Origin of the sequence: Pseudovibrio sp. Tun.PSC04-5.I4, assembly GCF_900104145.1 — a bacterium.
In the GTDB taxonomy this organism is placed as follows: Bacteria; Pseudomonadota; Alphaproteobacteria; order Rhizobiales; family Stappiaceae; genus Pseudovibrio.
In genome coordinates, this window is the sequence record NZ_FNLB01000006.1 from 335,532 (window position 1) to 352,344 (window position 16,813).

Genomic DNA, 16,813 nt, shown 5'->3' on the forward strand with positions numbered 1-16,813 from the left:
CACGTAGGCATAAACCGCGTAGGGTCTGCTGGTTATAAGCCCAAACTGGAGTGTGGGATGAGCCAGACAAAACGGACCGGCGGTCAGTTAATCGTAGATGCGCTTGAAGATCAGGGCGCTGAGCGTGTCTTCTGTGTGCCCGGTGAGAGTTATCTCGCTGTTCTGGACGCATTGTATGATGCCTCCATTCCAATCACGCTCTGCCGTCAGGAAGGCGGCGCTGCTATGATGGCGGATGCTTGGGGCAAAATGACCGGTAAGCCGGGTATCTGCATGGTCACACGCGGACCGGGCGCAACCAACGCCTCCGCTGGCGTTCATGTGGCGCAGCAAGATTCCACACCGATGATCCTGTTTGTAGGCCAGATCGCCCGTGACATGCGCGAGCGGGACGCTTTTCAGGAAGTGAACTACCGCCAGATGTTTGGCAGCATTGCCAAATGGGTTGCTGAGATTGATCAGCCGGACCGTATTCCGGAAATGATCTCTCGTGCCTACCATGTGGCAACATCAGGCCGTCCGGGTCCTGTGGTTCTGGCCCTGCCAGAAGATATGCTGATTGAAATGGCAGAGGCACAACGTATTCCTGCTATGCGCCAGATTGAAACTTATCCGTCTGATCATCAGATGGAAGAGTTCAAAGGCCTGCTGGAAGAAGCTGAGCGCCCGTTTTTCATCCTCGGTGGCTCTCGTTGGTCAGAAGAAACCTGCGACACCTTCAAAGCCTTCGCCGAAAAGTATGACCTGCCAGTTGGCGTGTCCTTCCGTCGCCAAATGCTCTTTGATAACGGCCATGCGTGCTACGCTGGTGATGTTGGCATCGGCATCAATCCAAAGCTCAAAGCCCGTGTTGAGAATTCTGACCTGATAATCCTGCTGGGTGACATTCTCTCGGAAATGCCAAGCCAGTCCTACACCATGCTGGATATTCCTGTACCAAAACAGCGGATTGTTCACGTGCATCCGGGTTCTGAAGAGCTGGGCCGCATGTACCTGCCAACGCTGGGCATCAATGCAAGCCCGGTTGGGTTCTGTGAAGCACTGTCCAAACTAGACCTGAAAACTCAGGCGGGCTGGAAAGCCGATACGGAAACAGCGCACACAGATTACATGGCATGGTCTGGGGCTCGCCCAACGGTTGCGGGTGATCTTCAAATGGCTGAAGTGATGGAGTGGATCGAGACCAACGTTGATGACACTGCTATCTTCACCAACGGCGCTGGCAATTATGCCACATGGGTGCATCGCTTCCACCGCTTCCGCAAGTACAACACCCAGCTCGCCCCAACATGTGGCTCCATGGGCTACGGCCTGCCAGCTGCTGTGGCTGCCAAACTCAAGTTCCCAGAGCGGCAGGTGATCTGTTTTGCGGGGGATGGCTGTTTGCAGATGACCATTCAGGAGCTGGGAACAGCTGCGCAGGAAGGGGCAAACATTATTGTTGTTGTGGTTGATAACGGCATCTACGGCACAATCCGTATGCATCAGGAACGGGAATATCCGGGCCGCGTCAGCGCAACCACGCTGCAAAACCCGAATTTTGCGGATCTCGCCAAAGCCTATGGCTTCCATACGAATACAGTGAAAAAAGCTGATGAGTTTGGTCCGGCCTTCGAAGCTGCAAAAGCCAGCGGAAAACCGGCTCTGTTGCATCTACATCTGGATCCAGAAGCAATCACACCGATCCGCTCATTGAGCGAAATCCGTGAAGCCTCGATGGCTTCCAGCTGATAAAGAATGCATTGTATTTGCTATAAAATACAATGCATTTTAGCTCACCGCCTCTCTGTCCAGTGCCGTTACATCTAGCACAACATCTGCCAATGCATCGTCGTCTGGGGAGCGTTTGACGCGGAACCCGAGGCTGCGGCACATATCCAGCATGGTTGTGTTTTCTCGCAGAACTTCACCCTTAATCCACTGAATACCATCCACTTTTGCGTAGCGAATGATGAGTTTCATCAGGATCCAGCCAAGGCCGATACCCTTCAGGTTAGACTGAACCATAACGGCATACTCGCCCTCGGTATGGTCCGGGTTGGCATGCAAGCGGACAACGCCAAGGATCTCGCCATTTTCAGGATCAATTGCCGCAAACGCCATCGCCCGCGCATAATCCAGCTGCACAAGACGAGCAAGGAACGTATGTGAAAACTCTTTGACTGGTGCAAAGAATCGCAGGCGCAAATCCTCGATGGAAACCTTCTCAAAAAACTTACGCAAGGTGCCTTGATCTTCAGGCCGGATTGGCCGGATCAAAACCGTTTTCCCGTCTTTCAGTTTATGAGTGTGTTCCCACTCAATAGGGTAGGGGACGATTGAGAGACGCGAGGCACCTTGGCGCCCGGGCCGTTTTTCTGGCGGGCTAATTGCAACCCGTGCATCCAGCACAACAATGCCTTTCTCATCTGCAACAACAGGATTGAGATCAAGCTCACGTACCTCTGGAAAATCAACAGCGATCTGCGAGAGCTTCACAAGCAAATGCTCCACCGCAGAGATATCGGCGGAAGGGCGATTACGGAACCCTTTGAGAAGTTTGGAAGTGCTGGTCCGGGAAACCATCGCTCTGGCAAGGTTCAGATCGATGGGGACAAGATCAATAGCGCGGTCACCAACAACCTCAACAGAAGTACCTCCTTTCCCAAACACCACAACCGGGCCGAAGACAGGATCATCAGCAAGACCGGCATAGGTTTCTAATCCAAACCGGCGGGAAACCATGGGTTGGATTTCAACACCAGTAATGGCGGCATTCGGGTAAGATTGGGTCACGTTCTTGAGCATCTTCTCGAAAGTCGCTCGCACGCCTTCCACACTATCAACACCCAGATGCACACCGCCTACGTCGGATTTGAAGGTGAGGTCCGGGCTGCTCAGTTTCAAAACCAATTGGGCGTGTTTTTTGAAAAGATAGGTTGCGACCCGTGCCGCTTCATCAACGGTTTTGACCAGATGCAGCTCAACCTGATTGATCAAGTAGGCTTGTAATAAATCTCTGGTTTGTAACGGCGTGAGCCATTTCTGGCCTTCAGCCAAAGCACTGCGGATCGTCTCTTTCGCAAGGCGAAGGTTTGGTTTGTAATCACTTGGCAAACTGTCTGGAACGGCTGATAATTGATCCCTTGCTTCCTTGTAGCGAACAAGATGCATGAAGGATCGGATGGAGCCGGAGGGACTCGGATAGCAAGGCACACGCGCTTCATCAAGGAAGTGACGTGGGGTGTTAGAGCCACCCGCTAACGTTGCAATAAACGCCTGATGTTTGCCAAGCCGTTTACGGTCATCTTTTGCTGCATCCGCGATGGCTTTCGCTACCTCGGCAAAATCCACAAAGGCTGTTGGAGCTGCAATAGCAAGCACGCCGTCAGAATTAGGGTCTCTCAGCAGCGCATCAATTCCCTCTTTAAACTCCTCAGGGCTCGCCGATTCCGAAAGCACAAGAGGGTTGTCTGCAACTGCATCAGTCCGCGTGAGCTTACCCAGCTTTGCTTTGGTCTCATCACTGATAGGTGCAAGCCTGCCACCAACTTTTGTCAATCTATCGGCGGCAAGAGTTGCAAGACTGCGCCCATTTGCGATGATGGAAAGACGACGACCGGCGGATGGAGCAACGCGTGTAATAGTTTCCGCGGCTTCAAACATCTCGTCCAGATCATAAACACGAAGCACACCCGCGCGTTGCAAGGCAGCATCATAGACGGAATCACGTGTGGCCAATCGGCTGGAGTGCGTTGTGCCCGATATATGCTGGTCACGACTCGACCCGCTACGGATGACGATGACTGGCTTGGTTCGGGCAGCAGCACGAGCAGCAGAGAGAAATTTGCGCGGGTTCGCAATTGTCTCAAGATGCACAAGGATCGCTTTGGTTTTGTAATCCTGCGCGTACCAGTCCAACAAATCTGAAACATCCACATCCAAACGGCGGCCAAGGGAAACAACACCGGAAAAGCCGATGGAATTGGCTTTCGCCCATGACAATGTGGTGTTGAAAATGGTGCCAGAACGCGAGATCAACGCCAGCTCACCCTTCAACGCCTGCTCTTGAGTGAGCAGGGTGGAGAGTTTCGAATGTGGGGACGCGATGCCGAGACTTCCCGGCCCGAGAATGCGGATATTGAAAGGATGAGCCGCTTTTAACAGGGCATCGAGATGTTCATCACGCCAGCTGTCAAAACCACTTGCAGGTATAACGACGGCCCGCGTGCCTTGTTCGCCCAGTTGCCGGATCACATCTGGTGCTGTTGTGTGATCCCCAAGCAAGATGGCCAGATCTGCCCGTCCTTCCACATCCGGGATTTTCGATAGATTTTGGAAGCCGTCGGCAGAAGTTTCAGGAAGGCCAATTAACGTTTTATGTCCCGCAAATTGGGAGGAAATCAAACTGTCAATCAGCCGCTGCAGGATCATCTCCTGCTTGCTGTTCGGGCCAACAATGGCGATGGACCGTGGAGAGGTCAATCCCTCTAAATTGCAGATCGTCATAGCGCAATTCCCGTCAAACTCTACAAACTTTTAGGGGTAGTCTGATGAGCTTTCAATTGGGCATCAGATCTCACCCGACAAATAGCATACACAACTATAAAAGATGAGATAGGGACCCAAAATAGAAGAGAGGTGCGACAGCAAGGCAACTCCTCTCTCCATTTCATATAGGCAAGGATTTAGGAGACTCATGATGAGCCTCCTGAAACAGTTTAGTGAGCCATCAAGACTGGGATAGTCATGGAATGCAGAATGTCGCGTGTCGCCCCACCAATGAGGTATTCACGGATTCGGCTGTGGCCGTAACCACCCATAACCAGCAGGTCAGTGCCGTTTTCTGAAACGTAGTTCAGAAGTGCATCACCCACACTAATTGGCGGATTGTTGATCACATCAACATTGATTTCCAGATCATGACGAGCGAGATAGGTCGCAATATCTGATCCCGGCTCCCCTTCAAGTGGAAGACCTTTGTTAATGATCAAGATGGTGACGTGGTCAGCCATTTCCAGAATTGGAAGGGCTGCATGCACTGCGCGTGCTGCTGTTGCACTGCCATCCCATGCCACAACAACTTTGCTAGGCTTGAAATCACCTTTGGAGATAAACGGCACAATCAGGGTCGGAACACCGGATTCGAACAGCAGACCTTCAATCAGCATTTCGCGCATTGGCTCTGGTGCTTCTGGATTGTCCTGCCCAATAACAGCCATATCGCTCAACCGGCAATGACCCATAATGGTCTCAATGTTACCACCGGTGATAATTTCTTCGATGCGGGTCTCTGTAGAGATGCCCGCCATCTCAGCGTACCCTCTAAATTTCTCTACGGAAGATTTTGCAGCATCAATTGCTTGATTTTTAGCAACCTGCAAATAATCAGTTGGCATTGGCGCAGCCAGAAAACCCGGTACGATTGGTTCAAATGCCAGCGCAAGCCCCGTTGCATGCGCTCCAGCCTGACGTGCTAATTCAACAGCTACTTTAGAGGCTGTCTGATCGCCGTTCAGATCGGTAAGTGTAAGAATGTCCTTGATTGCCATTAGCGTATCTCCTTGCCCTCTATATCTTAGCGGTATGGGAGGGTGTCCCTCGCAGAAATATTAGGTCAGCATTTCAGTTGCTGCTTTGATCCTTGTCAACCTCAACCATAGGGATAAGGTTTTGAAAAATAATGCGGTTTCACTAATATTATAAGTAGCGCGTGCAAAATACCCTAGTTTCCATTTTTAGAGGTATACTTAAGGTCTTTATACTTTAGGCAAAGAAAAAATGACTGGCCGAGTAAGAAGCCAATTTTTTCTACATCTGCCTCCCGAAGGGTTCTTTAACTTTAATGACCCACGGGGCATGTGAATAGTTATTAAACCTTCGAACTACTCGGGTTTATTGCTGAGGGAATTGTGATATTTCTTAGGTGAAGTGGAAGCTTTGGGAGGGGCCGAACCTACATTCTTGAAGGGACGGCTGCAAAAATTTGGGAGTTTATAAATGAATAATCTTAAGGTAGCGACGGTAGCGCTTGCTGCAACCATGGGCTCGGCGTTTGTCGGTGAAGCTCTGGCTGCAGATGTCACCTGGAATGTTTCACTCTGGGGTAAACGTCGTGCATTTACTGAGCATGTTGAAAAGCTTTCTGAAGAAGTTGCAGCACGCACAAACGGCAAGTTTGACATCAAGCTGCATTACGGCGGAGCGCTCTCCAAATCCCGCGAAAACCTTGATGGTATTGCGATTGGTGCATTTGAGATGGCGCAGTTCTGTGCCTCTTACCATGCAGACAAAAACCCGACTCTGACCACTACAGACCTGCCATTCCTCGGCGTGCCAGATCTGGAAACTCAGGTTAAAGTTGATTTTGCTCTCTACAACCACCCGGCTGTTCAGAAGGATCTGGCACGTTGGAGTGCAAAGCTGCTGATGCCATCACCAATGCCGCAGTACAATCTGGTGGGTAAGGGCGCCGCTCCTGTAAGTCTGTCAGACTTTGAGGGTATGCGTGTTCGTGCACTTGGTGGTGTTGGCAACGCAATGAAAACCATTGGCGCTGTTCCAACATCAGTGACCGCATCAGAAGCGTATCAGGCGATTGATTCTGGCACAGTACAAGCTGTTGCGTTCGCACCGCATGCGCACCTGTCGTACAAAACAATTGAAGCTGGGAACTGGTGGACCAACAACCTGAACCCAGGCACCGTGAGCTGCCCAGTTGTGGTCAACATAGATGCCTACGAGATGTTGCCTGCTGACTTCAAAAAAGCTCTGGACGAAAGCGTACAGCCAGCTGTTCAGCATTACCTGGAGACCTACGCAAAGGTCTACGACAAATTCTACCCGGCACTTGAAGCAAACGGCGTAAAGCAGATTTCCTTCTCAGCTGAAGAACTGGCAGACTTTAAAGCGGTTGCTGGTAAGCCCATCTGGGACAAGTGGGTTGAAGACATGTCTTCTAAAGGCCTTCCTGCTGCAGATCTTCTGGCTCTGGTTCAAAATACGATTGCTGGCAAGTAATTGCTCATAAAGGGCGCATCCTGTTTGGGTGCGCCTTCTTCCCGGAAAGTTACCGCCACCGGTCCATTTGTTTTTCGCGGACCTGCTGATTGTTTAAGAGCAGGGCTCAACATTCCTCATTATTCGGGCTGGAAACATGTCCAATACAAAAAGCTCCGCGTATCCGCCAGCAGATATGACCTATCTCCGCTTCAATGGTGCGCTGGGAAAAATAGAGAATCTCTTCAACCTGATCGCCGCAACATCCATTCTTGTGCTGATGTTAATGGCGGTGGTTCAGGTCATTGGGCGTAATTTGTTCAACCAACCTGTTCCCGGGTTTATTGATATTACCGAACAAGCTATGGCGGTTTTTGCCTTTATGGGTATTGCCTATTGTCAACGTGTTGGCGGTCACATCCGTATGGAACTTGTTATCGGCGTGTTCAAAGGCCGTTCACAATGGATTTCCGAGTTCCTCGGAGTGCTGATCATTCTAGTGGTTGTCTCCGTCCTTGCTTACGGGTCTTTCGTTCACTTCTCCCGATCATGGAACCTTGGCGACAGCACAATTGATATCGGACTGGCAACATGGCCCTCCAAAATCGTTGTTCCAGTTGCTCTGTCTCTCCTTTGGTTGCGTCTCGTACTTCAGCTCTTCGGGTATGCGAGGTTGATCGTCAATCCGTCTGCATCCGTTCTGGACTTGCCGCATGTGATGGACGCTGCCGAACACGCGAAAGCCGAAATTGAAGAAACCTTCCATTCCGCTGAAAATGAGGCTGAAAAAACTGCAATGGCTACACCAGTTCATGGAGGTGCATCATGACCCCGTTTGAAGTTGGTTTACTCATGACTGGTGTCTTGCTGCTGCTGGTTGTAATTGGTGTCCGTGTTGCATTTGCTGCCGCCTTCGTAGGCATAACCGGCATGATCATCCTGTTCTCAATGCGCATGGGATTTGAACGCGGACTGCTCGTCGCCATCAAAATGGCCGGCACGATCCCGCATTCCAAATCCGTCACCTATTCTCTGTCGGTACTACCCACATTCATCCTCATCGGCTTCCTTGCCTATTATGCAGGCCTGACCAAACAACTGTTTGAAGCGTCCAAACGCTGGCTTGGTTGGATGCCGGGTGGCCTTGCCATCGGCACAGTCTTTGCAACGGCAGGTTTTGCAGCCGTATCTGGCGCATCAACGGCAACTGCTGCTGTGTTTGCGCGCGTTGCAATTCCAGAGATGCTGGAAGCGGGCTATTCCAAACGTCTCGCCGCCGCTGTTGTGGCCGCAGGCGGAACGCTGGCCTCCCTTATTCCACCAAGCGCGATCCTTGTGATCTACGCAATTCTGGTGGAAGAGAGTGTTGGCAAATTGCTCATGGCAGGGTTCCTGCCGGGCGTTGTGTCGGTGTTGATCTACGCAGGGATCATCTACTTCATGGCTAGATGGCAAGGCGGTGCGCCTGCGCTTCCTCCGGCAACATGGGGCGAGCGGTTCGAGTCTATTCCCGGTACTTTGCCAATCGTCGGCGTGATCGTCATCATCTTCTGCAGCCTGTATTATGGCATCGCCACACCAACCGAAGCAGGTTCTCTGGGTGCCTTCGTGGTGCTGATCACTGCTATTTACAAAGGCATGCGCACCAAGCAGCTATTCCTCGCGCTGCATGAAACAGCAAAACTGACGGTGATGATCTTCACCCTCATCTGGGGTGTCTTGGTCTACGTTCGTTTCCTCGGGTATGCAGGGTTACCTGATGCGTTCCGTGAATTCATCGTGTCCTTGGATTATCCGCCACTCATGATCGTAGTCTGCATCCTGCTGGGTTACGCAGTGCTTGGCATGTTCATGGACGCCATCGGCATGTTGGTACTCACCCTTCCGGTGGTCTTCCCTGCAATCATGGCACTGAACGGTGGGCTGGAAGTTGCAGCAGTGGACAGCACCCTCGGCATGTCCGGCGCAGCCTGTGCAATCTGGTTTGGGATTATCGTGGTGAAAATGGCAGAGCTCTGCCTGATAACGCCGCCCATTGGATTGAACTGCTTCGTGGTGTCTGGTGTTCGCCCTGATATCCCGGTGCAGGAAGTTTTCCGCGGCTGTACCCCATTCTTCATTGCAGACGTGCTGACAGTAGGCGTGCTTGTTGCCTTCCCGGCAATCATCACCTTCCTGCCATCACTGATGTAATTGGCGACACAACACGCATTATGAAGAAGCCCCGGCAAACGCTGGGGCTTTTTTGTAATCCAACAACTTGGCAATGACCGAGAAAAGATACCTAAAGAATTCGAGTTGGTGACTTCATACAGGAGGCTCTAACATCAACGCATCCACCTTCTTTGCAAAGCAGCAGCGTGTGCCAGTCCACGCAATCGGAGAGGTTAGGCACTCCGATAGAAGCAAAGCCTAGTTAAAGGAGGTGGTAGTTAGGTGAGATTGAAATTATCTTTCAATATAGAAAAGACCCGGAAGCGACTGGTCATCAAACTCCGGGCCCTTTTTAGGATAGCCTAATGCGAGAGAAAGGGGGCGAAAGCTCCCTTTCTCACATCGCAATATAGTCCTGATCTCTAAACACTTCAAGAATGCACTCCTCACCAGAGGAATCACGCTGGCAACTACTGCGAGACTACAGCCAAGCTCATAAGCATCACCTTAAAACAAACTTCCCTGATTGCCGGGATCTGCCACTGGCTTTTTCTTGCGGACTGGCTTTGCGGCTTGTTTGGCTTTTGCGTGCGCTACATGTTCATCCAATGAGGTGGTAGCGTCGCCAACTTCAACAGCGCCCGGTTGAACAATAGCAGTCTCAGCCCTTACCTTAGGAACAACCGGAGCAGGAGCAGCAGTAACGCCGCCGCCATCTGCAACCGCGCCCACAACACCGCCGCGCATTTCTAACGTCAAGGCTTGTCCAGCTTGCACCGCTTGTGCATTGGCAACAGGCAGCCCATCACTATCCCGCACCACCGTATAGCCGCGCTCAATCACCCGCTCATAGCTCAGCGAACTCAGCAGTCCTGCAGAGTTGTTAAGCCGCAAACGGTGGCGATGCATTTGGTTGAGGAAGGCTTGGCTTGCCCGCCCTGTCAAAACGCCAAGGCGCTCACGCCCCTGACTGACTTGCCGTTGCAACATCGTAGGCCGTAAGCCAGAAGAGGCAGCCGTCAGTGTGTTCCGGTGAATTTGCGTGCTGACTTGCAGCCCACGTTCCAACCGTCCCGCCACCATATCAAATCGTTGACGAGGCAGAGCGAGAAGCTCACGCGCGGCTGGCAGAGCAGCACTTGCAGCGCGCAATTCTGTCCGGCGTGTTTGCACCAATCGCAACAGGCCAGTGCGTAACCGGCGGGAAAGATCATCTGTGACAGCGGCCAGCTCTGCTTTCACTGGAACAGCAAACTCAGCAGCACCCGTTGGTGTCGGTGCGCGTAAATCGGCTGCCAGATCCAGCAGGGACCAGTCAGTCTCATGGCCAACGGCAGAGATCAGCGGAATATCAGAGGCCGCAGCAGCCCGAACCACTTCTTCCTCGTTAAACCCCCAAAGGTCCTCAACAGAACCCCCACCGCGTGCAACGATAATAACGTCAGGGCGTGGAATAGCCCCGCCTCGCTCCAAAGCGTTGAAACCGCGAATACCAGCGGACACTTCAGCGCCGCAGGACCCGCCCTGTACGCGAACCGGCCATACCAGAACATGCAAAGGGAAACGGTCCGTGATGCGGTGCAAAATATCGCGGATAACAGCGCCGGTTGGTGAAGTTACAACGCCAACCACCATGGGCATACGCGGGATTGGACGCTTGCGCTCTTCGGCAAACAGCCCTTCAGCACTCAGCTTCTTTTTACGCTCTTCCAAAAGCGCCATGAGGGCACCAGCGCCAGCTGGTTCCATGGCATCAATGACCATCTGGTATTTAGATTGTCCGGGGAAGGTGGTGATTTTACCCGTTGCAATAACCTCAAGGCCTTGTTCTGGCTGAACTTTAAGCCGCACAGCATTGCCCTTCCAGATAATGCCGGAAAGAACAGCCCGTTCATCTTTAAGGTCCAGATAAATATGACCGGAAGCCGGGCGGCTGATGCGCCCCAGTTCACCGCGGACGCGCACATAGTCAAAGCTGTCTTCCATAGTGCGTTTGATGGCACCGGAAAGCTCGGAAACGGTGAGTTCAACCAGATTGGATTTATCGGACAAAGGGCAACTCTCTTAAGATCACTTTATGCGTAGTCCCGAAAAGCGCTTGACCTTTTCGGATAGGAATGCACGCCAGAATAAGGGATTAAAGCAGTTTGTTTAAGCCAGATGAAGGGACAAACGGCATCAATCCAGCTCTAACTTACAGCAGCTTGAGGCTGTTTAGGAGCGCTCGCAATCATTTTCCACGACTGCCATAAAAACCGCTCCCCAAATCTGCCGAAAAGCAGTAAACCCCCATGGAAAGCGGGCGCCTGCTTGAGTATGGTGCCGTATGTCCACTCCACAAAATGTAAGATCAGAATTTCGTATGCAGCGTCTTTTCATAAATAAGCCACTTAAAGCTGGATTGAAAATTCCAGCAGACCGAGCTCAGGCAAACTACCTTCTCAACGTGCTTCGCATGACAGAAGGTGGGCTGGTCCTTGTGTTCAACGGTAAAGATGGAGAATGGCGAGCTCAGCTTTTCCCAACGGGCAGAAAATCTTGTGCTCTGGTCGTAACCGAACAGGTTCGTAAACAAACAGAGCAATCCCAGCTGGACTACCTGTTTGCACCGCTGAAAGTCGCGCGTCTGGATTACATGGTCCAAAAAGCCGTGGAGATGGGAGCAGGGCGTCTTCGTCCGGTTCTGACACAGCATACGCAAACCCCAAAGCTTAAGCTTGAACGTATGGAAGCCAACATTCTGGAAGCCTGCGAACAGTGCGGCATTCTTCATATCCCTGAGATTGAGGATGCCGTTAAGCTGACCAGCCTCCTGAATAACTGGGAGCAGAATGAGCAAGGCCGCACGTTGATCTTCTGTGATGAAGGCGAACACAGCCAGAACCCACTGGACGCTCTGGAAGGGCTGGAAAAAGGTCCTCTTGCCGTTCTCATCGGCCCCGAAGGCGGGTTTTCGGAGGAAGAACGGGCACTTCTGCGCTCAAAAGATTATGTACGGGCCATTCCACTTGGCCCCCGGATTCTAAGGGCGGATACCGCAGCGGTCGCTGCAATGGCTGTTGTTCAGGCAAAATTGGGAGATTGGTTCTAAGTTACCTCCAAACGGAGGCCTAAATGGACCCAACGAACAAGACGGAAGATAGCAAACCGCAGAAAGGCGCGGCCAAGTCCTCACCACATCAAAGGTCTGGGTGGCGCCTCTCGATCTCTGCCGTTTTTAGTATAGGCGCGGCGTTGTTGCTGGCGCTCATCGGCGGGTCCGTACTATTTTTTGTCTCCAGCGCTGCCAATCAGCAAGCAACCGTGATCATGCGCGAAACCGGTGCGCTTATTGTTGGCCGCGGGCTGGAGGTTGTGGAAGACTTCTTCCAGAACGAAGAGCGCCTTGGCCTGTTAGCTGCTGAGGTTCTGAGCGACCCATTGGTTTACAATGCGCCCGCTGAATTGCGAGAGCAGCTCATTACGATCCTGTCCCGCCAAACCAATATCAAACGGATTTCCTATACATTCGCCTCCGGGAGAAAAATCAGCGTTCAACTGGACCACGCCGATGCGCCAATCCGCGAAGTTTTTGTCAGACCCCCAAATATACAGGATATGGCAGAAGGGAACTTGCAGTGGATGCCGCCCTATTATGATCCGGTGATTGGCGAAACCTTCATGCAGTTCACTGTCTACATCAAAAACCCAGTCGACAACACGCTCTCAAAGTTGGCGTTGGATTACCCAACCACGCTCTTGAGCCGGTTGATGGGGCGAATAAAATGGAGAGATTCACAGGTTCCATTTATTTTGCTGGGCCGGGATAAAGTGCTGGCCAGCTCGGAAACAGCCTTTCTGGATTTCGACCCAAGCGTGAGCACTCCGGTTCCTCGTCTCTCAGATCTGCAGGAAACACCTCTCAGCCACATCTGGGATGACAACATTGATAGGCGGGTCTTAAACACCACCTACAGCGCACATGTTGATACTCTGCCCACTGGCACATATCTCTATCTCTATGACGCGTTGAAAGGCGATAATCGCTTCCCGATCATCATAGGAAGCTACGTTCTTGCATCGGAGTTTAACGGGCCATTTGACAGCTTGCACAAAGTCTTTGTTGCAGCGACTGCATTTCTGGCAGTAGGAGTGCTGGTGATGTTCTTGATTGGGCGAAAACTGGCAACGCCAATTGTCGGTCTCGCCACTCAGGCCAATGCCATCCGAAGCCTCAACATGGATGGTTTGCAGGCCTTGCCTTCGTCGCGCTTGGAGGAGATTGATGATGCCAATCAGGCGTTCAATTCTGCAAGCGTCGCGCTTAGTGCCTTCTCAAGGTATGTACCCAAAGATCTTGTTCGCGTCCTGTTGGAAAGCGACTTTGAGGGTCTCAACAGCACAGAGCTGCGGGAAATGACAATCCTGTTCTCAGATATTGCAGGCTTTACGGGGGTCGCCTCAAAGCTCTCAGCGGAAGAGACCACATCGCTCCTAAATATGCATTTTCAGGAACTGGCAGACTGTATCAGCCAAACCCACGGAACCATTGATAAGTATATCGGGGATGGGTGCATGGCATTTTGGGGTGCGCCTGAAATTATGGAAAACCATGCCGAAGCCGCCATAGAAGCAGTCCATCTCATCGCAGAAAAGCTGAAAGCGGAAGTGAGTGAAGGTGATGGACAAGCAGAAAAACCACGCTTGCGGATTGGTGTGCATACCGGAACCGTTGTTGTTGGTAATATCGGCGCCAGGGAACGCATGAACTACACGGTGGTTGGCGATGCGGTAAATGTTGCCGCGCGCTTGGAAGAGTTAGGTAAACAAGTTGATCCGGAGGCCAAGGTGATTGCGCTGGCAAGTGAGGCAACAATCAATTCCTTGAGCGACAAGAGCCGGGCCAAATACCTTGGCGGCTATCAGTTGCGTGGCAGAGAGGAAGCGGTCGACGTCTATCGTATCGTGTGACCTTGCCGATAATGCAGCCAATTCAATCAAATTGCAGGAGTTAGCCCTAATATTTGCGGAATATTAAATCCAAAATTAGGAAACTAACGTTACGTCTTCAAGGTGTCTAAAAAGCGAATTGAAGCTGGCGAGGGGGAACCTCATGTTACAACATTCCAATAACAATTTGTTTTCCATTATGGAATTGTTCAGCGAGAACTATGCCAAATCCTACAAGAGTTATTGTGAGGCAAGCCACAAGGTTATGCCGTTCATGAAGACCTCTGAAACTAGAGGAAAGACCCCGGAAAAGCCGCAGTCAAACGGAATACCGGCACCATTCATGAAATGGGTTGATCCGTCCGCCTGGCAAACGGCATCTTCAATTCCGCAAATGCCAGCTATGCCGGAAATGATGAACTGGTTTTCCGGTGATAACAAACTGGGTGCAGCGATGGCCAGTCATTTTCGGCGCAAAGACGCTATGAATGCGGAGTCTTGGTTCGAGCTCATGCCGGTTTTGCTGGTTCTCCAGCAAGGAAATATGATGAAGCAGTATCTGGCAGGCCCTCAACGGACAATGCTAGAGGCGTTTCTTCAGGGATTTGCAAAAGGATGCCCGGAGTTGCATCAGAATTCGGATGATGTTCGCAATCCCATATTAGATGCCAGAGAAGCCTTCTGGTCCCAAATGATGCCCCTCACTAATCCGATGATAGAGTTCTGGACAGAAGCGATGCAACAGCAGGAGAGCACCGCGAAAGGCCACTCTGTGTCGAAATCTCAAGAACTTGCAGCAAGCTCTCCCAAAAAAAACAGTCAGACCAAACCTAAAAACCAGCCACAGACACAGTTGCCACATATGCCGGGGCTCGCAGATGGATTCTCTGCAGTACAGCAGGCACAAGCGGACGCATGGCAAACTTATTGCAAGGCTTTTTGGCCTCAATGAGGGATAGATAATGGTTTTTTATGGATACATGGTGATAACTTATTGTGATTAATATCACAGAATAAACACTATCTTTCTAGAAAAAAAGCTCTGTTTCCGGTCCAACCGTGAGTACAGAACTAGCCTAAATATATTTGTGATCTCTCGTTACTATGTATTGATCTAGCATAACTCTCCAATTAGTTGCGTTTGACAGGCCTTCTAACTCACAGAGATTATTTTCCATGAGTTATTTGGGAGTTTTATTTGCGATTCTGAGAGAACATCAGAACTTCCTCGAAGCATATTGTTAGATATATGATATTAATTATTGTGATGAATCGATGCAAGACGCACGAATTCGCGAACTAACTGCGACGATTAAGTAATCTAGGAATTTTATTGGTTTCATCCTTGCCCTAATTCTGTATATTCATACAAAATTGTTATGGATTGGGGACATGACAGCATTATTAGACTTGGACTCTCTCAAAACACTGGTGATGATTGCGGACGCCGGGAGTTTTACGAGAGCAGCAGAAAAACTGGACAAAACGCAATCTGCGGTGTCCATGCAAATGCGCCGGATGGAAGATAAGCTTGAACGCACCATCTTCCGCCGCGAGGGACGTCATTCCAAACTCACCGAAGATGGAGAGCTTTTGCTTCGCCATGCTCGGCAGATGTTGCGGCTGAATGATGAAACTCTGGCGCTGTTCTCAGAACGTGAGATCTCCGGCAAAGTTCGATTGGGACTTGCTGAAGACATTGACGAGAAGAGAACCGCAAAAATCATTTTCGAGTTCACCAAAAACAATCCGAAGGCGGAAGCATCCATCATCTGCGCGCCAGCAGCTGAGCTGCGCAAAGCACTGGATGACGGTCTACTCGATCTTGCAATCATCGGTAGTTTGGCTGATGAGGTGGAAGTAGGCGAAGGCAGCGTACTGGCAAGTGAAAGACTTGTTTGGGCCGCTGGCAGCAATTTCAAGATCGCGAGTGAGAAAGAGCTTCCATTGGCTGTCGGGCCGGAACAATGCAGCGTGCGTAAAGCTGCTGTTGAAGCGCTGAAGGATGAGAAACGTGCGTTTCGAATTCAGTACAGCTCCAGCAATCCCGGACTTGTGGAAATGACGGCTGCCAATGGCATGGCGATTACAATTCAGCCGCGCTCTTCAATTGTAAGTTCGAATGCTGGCCTGCTTGAATTGGAAGGCTTGCCAAAACTGCCGAACTACGTGCTGACGCTCGTGCGCGGGAAAGAAAGTCACCTTAAAGCTGCAAATGCGCTGAGTGAGCATCTCGCCAAGTCTTTTGGGAGCTTGGCACTCTCTGCCTAGGTGGGGATTTGAAATTCAAATAACGCAAAAGGGCCTGCAAATGCAGGCCCTTTTTATTTGCGGGTTCTATGAAATATCTGGCGGCTATAGGGGATAAAGCACGCCAGAAGGCTCCCACAAAAGCTTAGGTTTAAACTCTTGTACTCTCGCGGCGCTTTTCCAGCTCTGCGCATCGGCGCTCACTTGCACGAATGCGAAGGTGCCAGCTTGGGTCTTTTCCATCACCAACAGACAAGGCGCTGTAAACGTCATCGCGTGTAACGCCGATATCATCCAGCATGCGGTCTTCAAGGCGCGCTAATTCAACCATTGCGCGGCGATCATTGTAGTGCCTCCACAATTTCAGGGGCAAAGCTGCAAGAACATGCAGGGTGTGCGCAAGGGTGAGTGGCTCAAAAGTGCCTGCATTGGCGCGATTGGGGTTGCGGTATTCAGATGGTGTTGGGAATGCAAGCGACATGATACAACTCTCCCGCTTGGA

12 protein-coding genes are annotated in these 16,813 nt (G+C 51.2%); 8 read left to right on the forward strand and 4 right to left on the reverse strand.

The annotated features are described in order from the left end of the window. Positions 1 to 57 precede the first annotated feature (57 nt). Positions 58 to 1,731: a thiamine pyrophosphate-binding protein gene (locus BLS62_RS06575; protein ID WP_093178425.1), complete on the forward strand. Its 1,674-nt coding sequence runs from the start codon at positions 58 to 60 to the stop codon at positions 1,729 to 1,731. A 39-nt stretch (positions 1,732 to 1,770) separates the two neighbouring features. On the opposite strand, the gene BLS62_RS06580 is transcribed toward BLS62_RS06575, so the two are convergent. Both BLS62_RS06580 and BLS62_RS06585 read right to left on the reverse strand, forming a co-directional pair. Continuing rightward, positions 1,771 to 4,488: a bifunctional acetate--CoA ligase family protein/GNAT family N-acetyltransferase gene (locus BLS62_RS06580; RefSeq protein WP_093178428.1), complete on the reverse strand. Its 2,718-nt coding sequence runs from the start codon at positions 4,486 to 4,488 to the stop codon at positions 1,771 to 1,773. A gap of 212 nt (positions 4,489 to 4,700) precedes the next feature. Further along, entirely contained in the window at positions 4,701 to 5,531 is an 831-nt protein-coding gene (locus BLS62_RS06585) for a universal stress protein (protein ID WP_093178431.1), read from the reverse strand. 448 nt (positions 5,532 to 5,979) lie between these two features. Between BLS62_RS06585 and BLS62_RS06590 the strand changes: the two genes are divergently transcribed. The 3 genes from BLS62_RS06590 to BLS62_RS06600 all read left to right on the forward strand — a co-directional run bounded on the left by BLS62_RS06590 (position 5,980) and on the right by BLS62_RS06600 (position 9,171). Beyond that, positions 5,980 to 6,999, forward strand: a complete 1,020-nt coding sequence (locus BLS62_RS06590) for a C4-dicarboxylate TRAP transporter substrate-binding protein (protein ID WP_093178434.1) — start codon at positions 5,980 to 5,982, stop codon at positions 6,997 to 6,999. Positions 7,000 to 7,135: 136 nt separating this feature from the next. Beyond that, entirely contained in the window at positions 7,136 to 7,807 is a 672-nt protein-coding gene (locus BLS62_RS06595) for a TRAP transporter small permease subunit (RefSeq protein WP_208990711.1), read from the forward strand. After that, the gene (locus tag BLS62_RS06600) at positions 7,804 to 9,171 is read left to right on the forward strand and encodes a TRAP transporter large permease (protein ID WP_093178437.1); all 1,368 of its coding nucleotides are present in this window, start codon (positions 7,804 to 7,806) and stop codon (positions 9,169 to 9,171) included. The genes BLS62_RS06595 and BLS62_RS06600 overlap by 4 nt, the downstream gene beginning before the upstream one ends. A 468-nt stretch (positions 9,172 to 9,639) precedes the next feature. Here BLS62_RS06600 and xseA read toward each other — a convergent pair whose 3' ends face one another. Continuing rightward, entirely contained in the window at positions 9,640 to 11,184 is a 1,545-nt protein-coding gene (gene xseA, locus BLS62_RS06605) for an exodeoxyribonuclease VII large subunit (protein WP_093178440.1), read from the reverse strand. Between the two features lie 310 nt (positions 11,185 to 11,494). Here xseA and BLS62_RS06610 point away from each other — a divergent pair, with 310 nt between their 5' ends. The 4 genes from BLS62_RS06610 (at position 11,495) to BLS62_RS06625 (ending at position 16,332) form a co-directional block, all read left to right on the forward strand. Further along, positions 11,495 to 12,223 carry a 16S rRNA (uracil(1498)-N(3))-methyltransferase gene (locus BLS62_RS06610; RefSeq protein WP_093178443.1) on the forward strand — a complete coding sequence of 243 codons (729 nt, stop codon included), beginning with the start codon at positions 11,495 to 11,497 and terminating at the stop codon, positions 12,221 to 12,223. A 23-nt stretch (positions 12,224 to 12,246) separates the two neighbouring features. Next, on the forward strand, positions 12,247 to 14,082 hold the full coding sequence (locus BLS62_RS06615; protein ID WP_093178446.1) for an adenylate/guanylate cyclase domain-containing protein: 1,836 nt from the start codon (positions 12,247 to 12,249) through the stop codon (positions 14,080 to 14,082). Positions 14,083 to 14,224: 142 nt separating this feature from the next. Then, a complete protein-coding gene (locus BLS62_RS06620; RefSeq protein ID WP_208990713.1) occupies positions 14,225 to 15,013 on the forward strand; it encodes a hypothetical protein in 789 nt (262 codons plus the stop codon). A 440-nt stretch (positions 15,014 to 15,453) separates the two neighbouring features. Continuing rightward, complete coding sequence (locus tag BLS62_RS06625; RefSeq protein WP_093178449.1) at positions 15,454 to 16,332, forward strand: LysR family transcriptional regulator; 879 nt, start codon at positions 15,454 to 15,456, stop codon at positions 16,330 to 16,332. A gap of 130 nt (positions 16,333 to 16,462) precedes the next feature. Here the strand turns inward: BLS62_RS06625 and BLS62_RS06630 are convergent, their stop codons facing one another. Continuing rightward, positions 16,463 to 16,792 (reverse strand): DUF1127 domain-containing protein, encoded by a 330-nt coding sequence (locus BLS62_RS06630; protein WP_093178452.1) that lies wholly within the window; start codon positions 16,790 to 16,792, stop codon positions 16,463 to 16,465. Positions 16,793 to 16,813 lie beyond the last annotated feature (21 nt).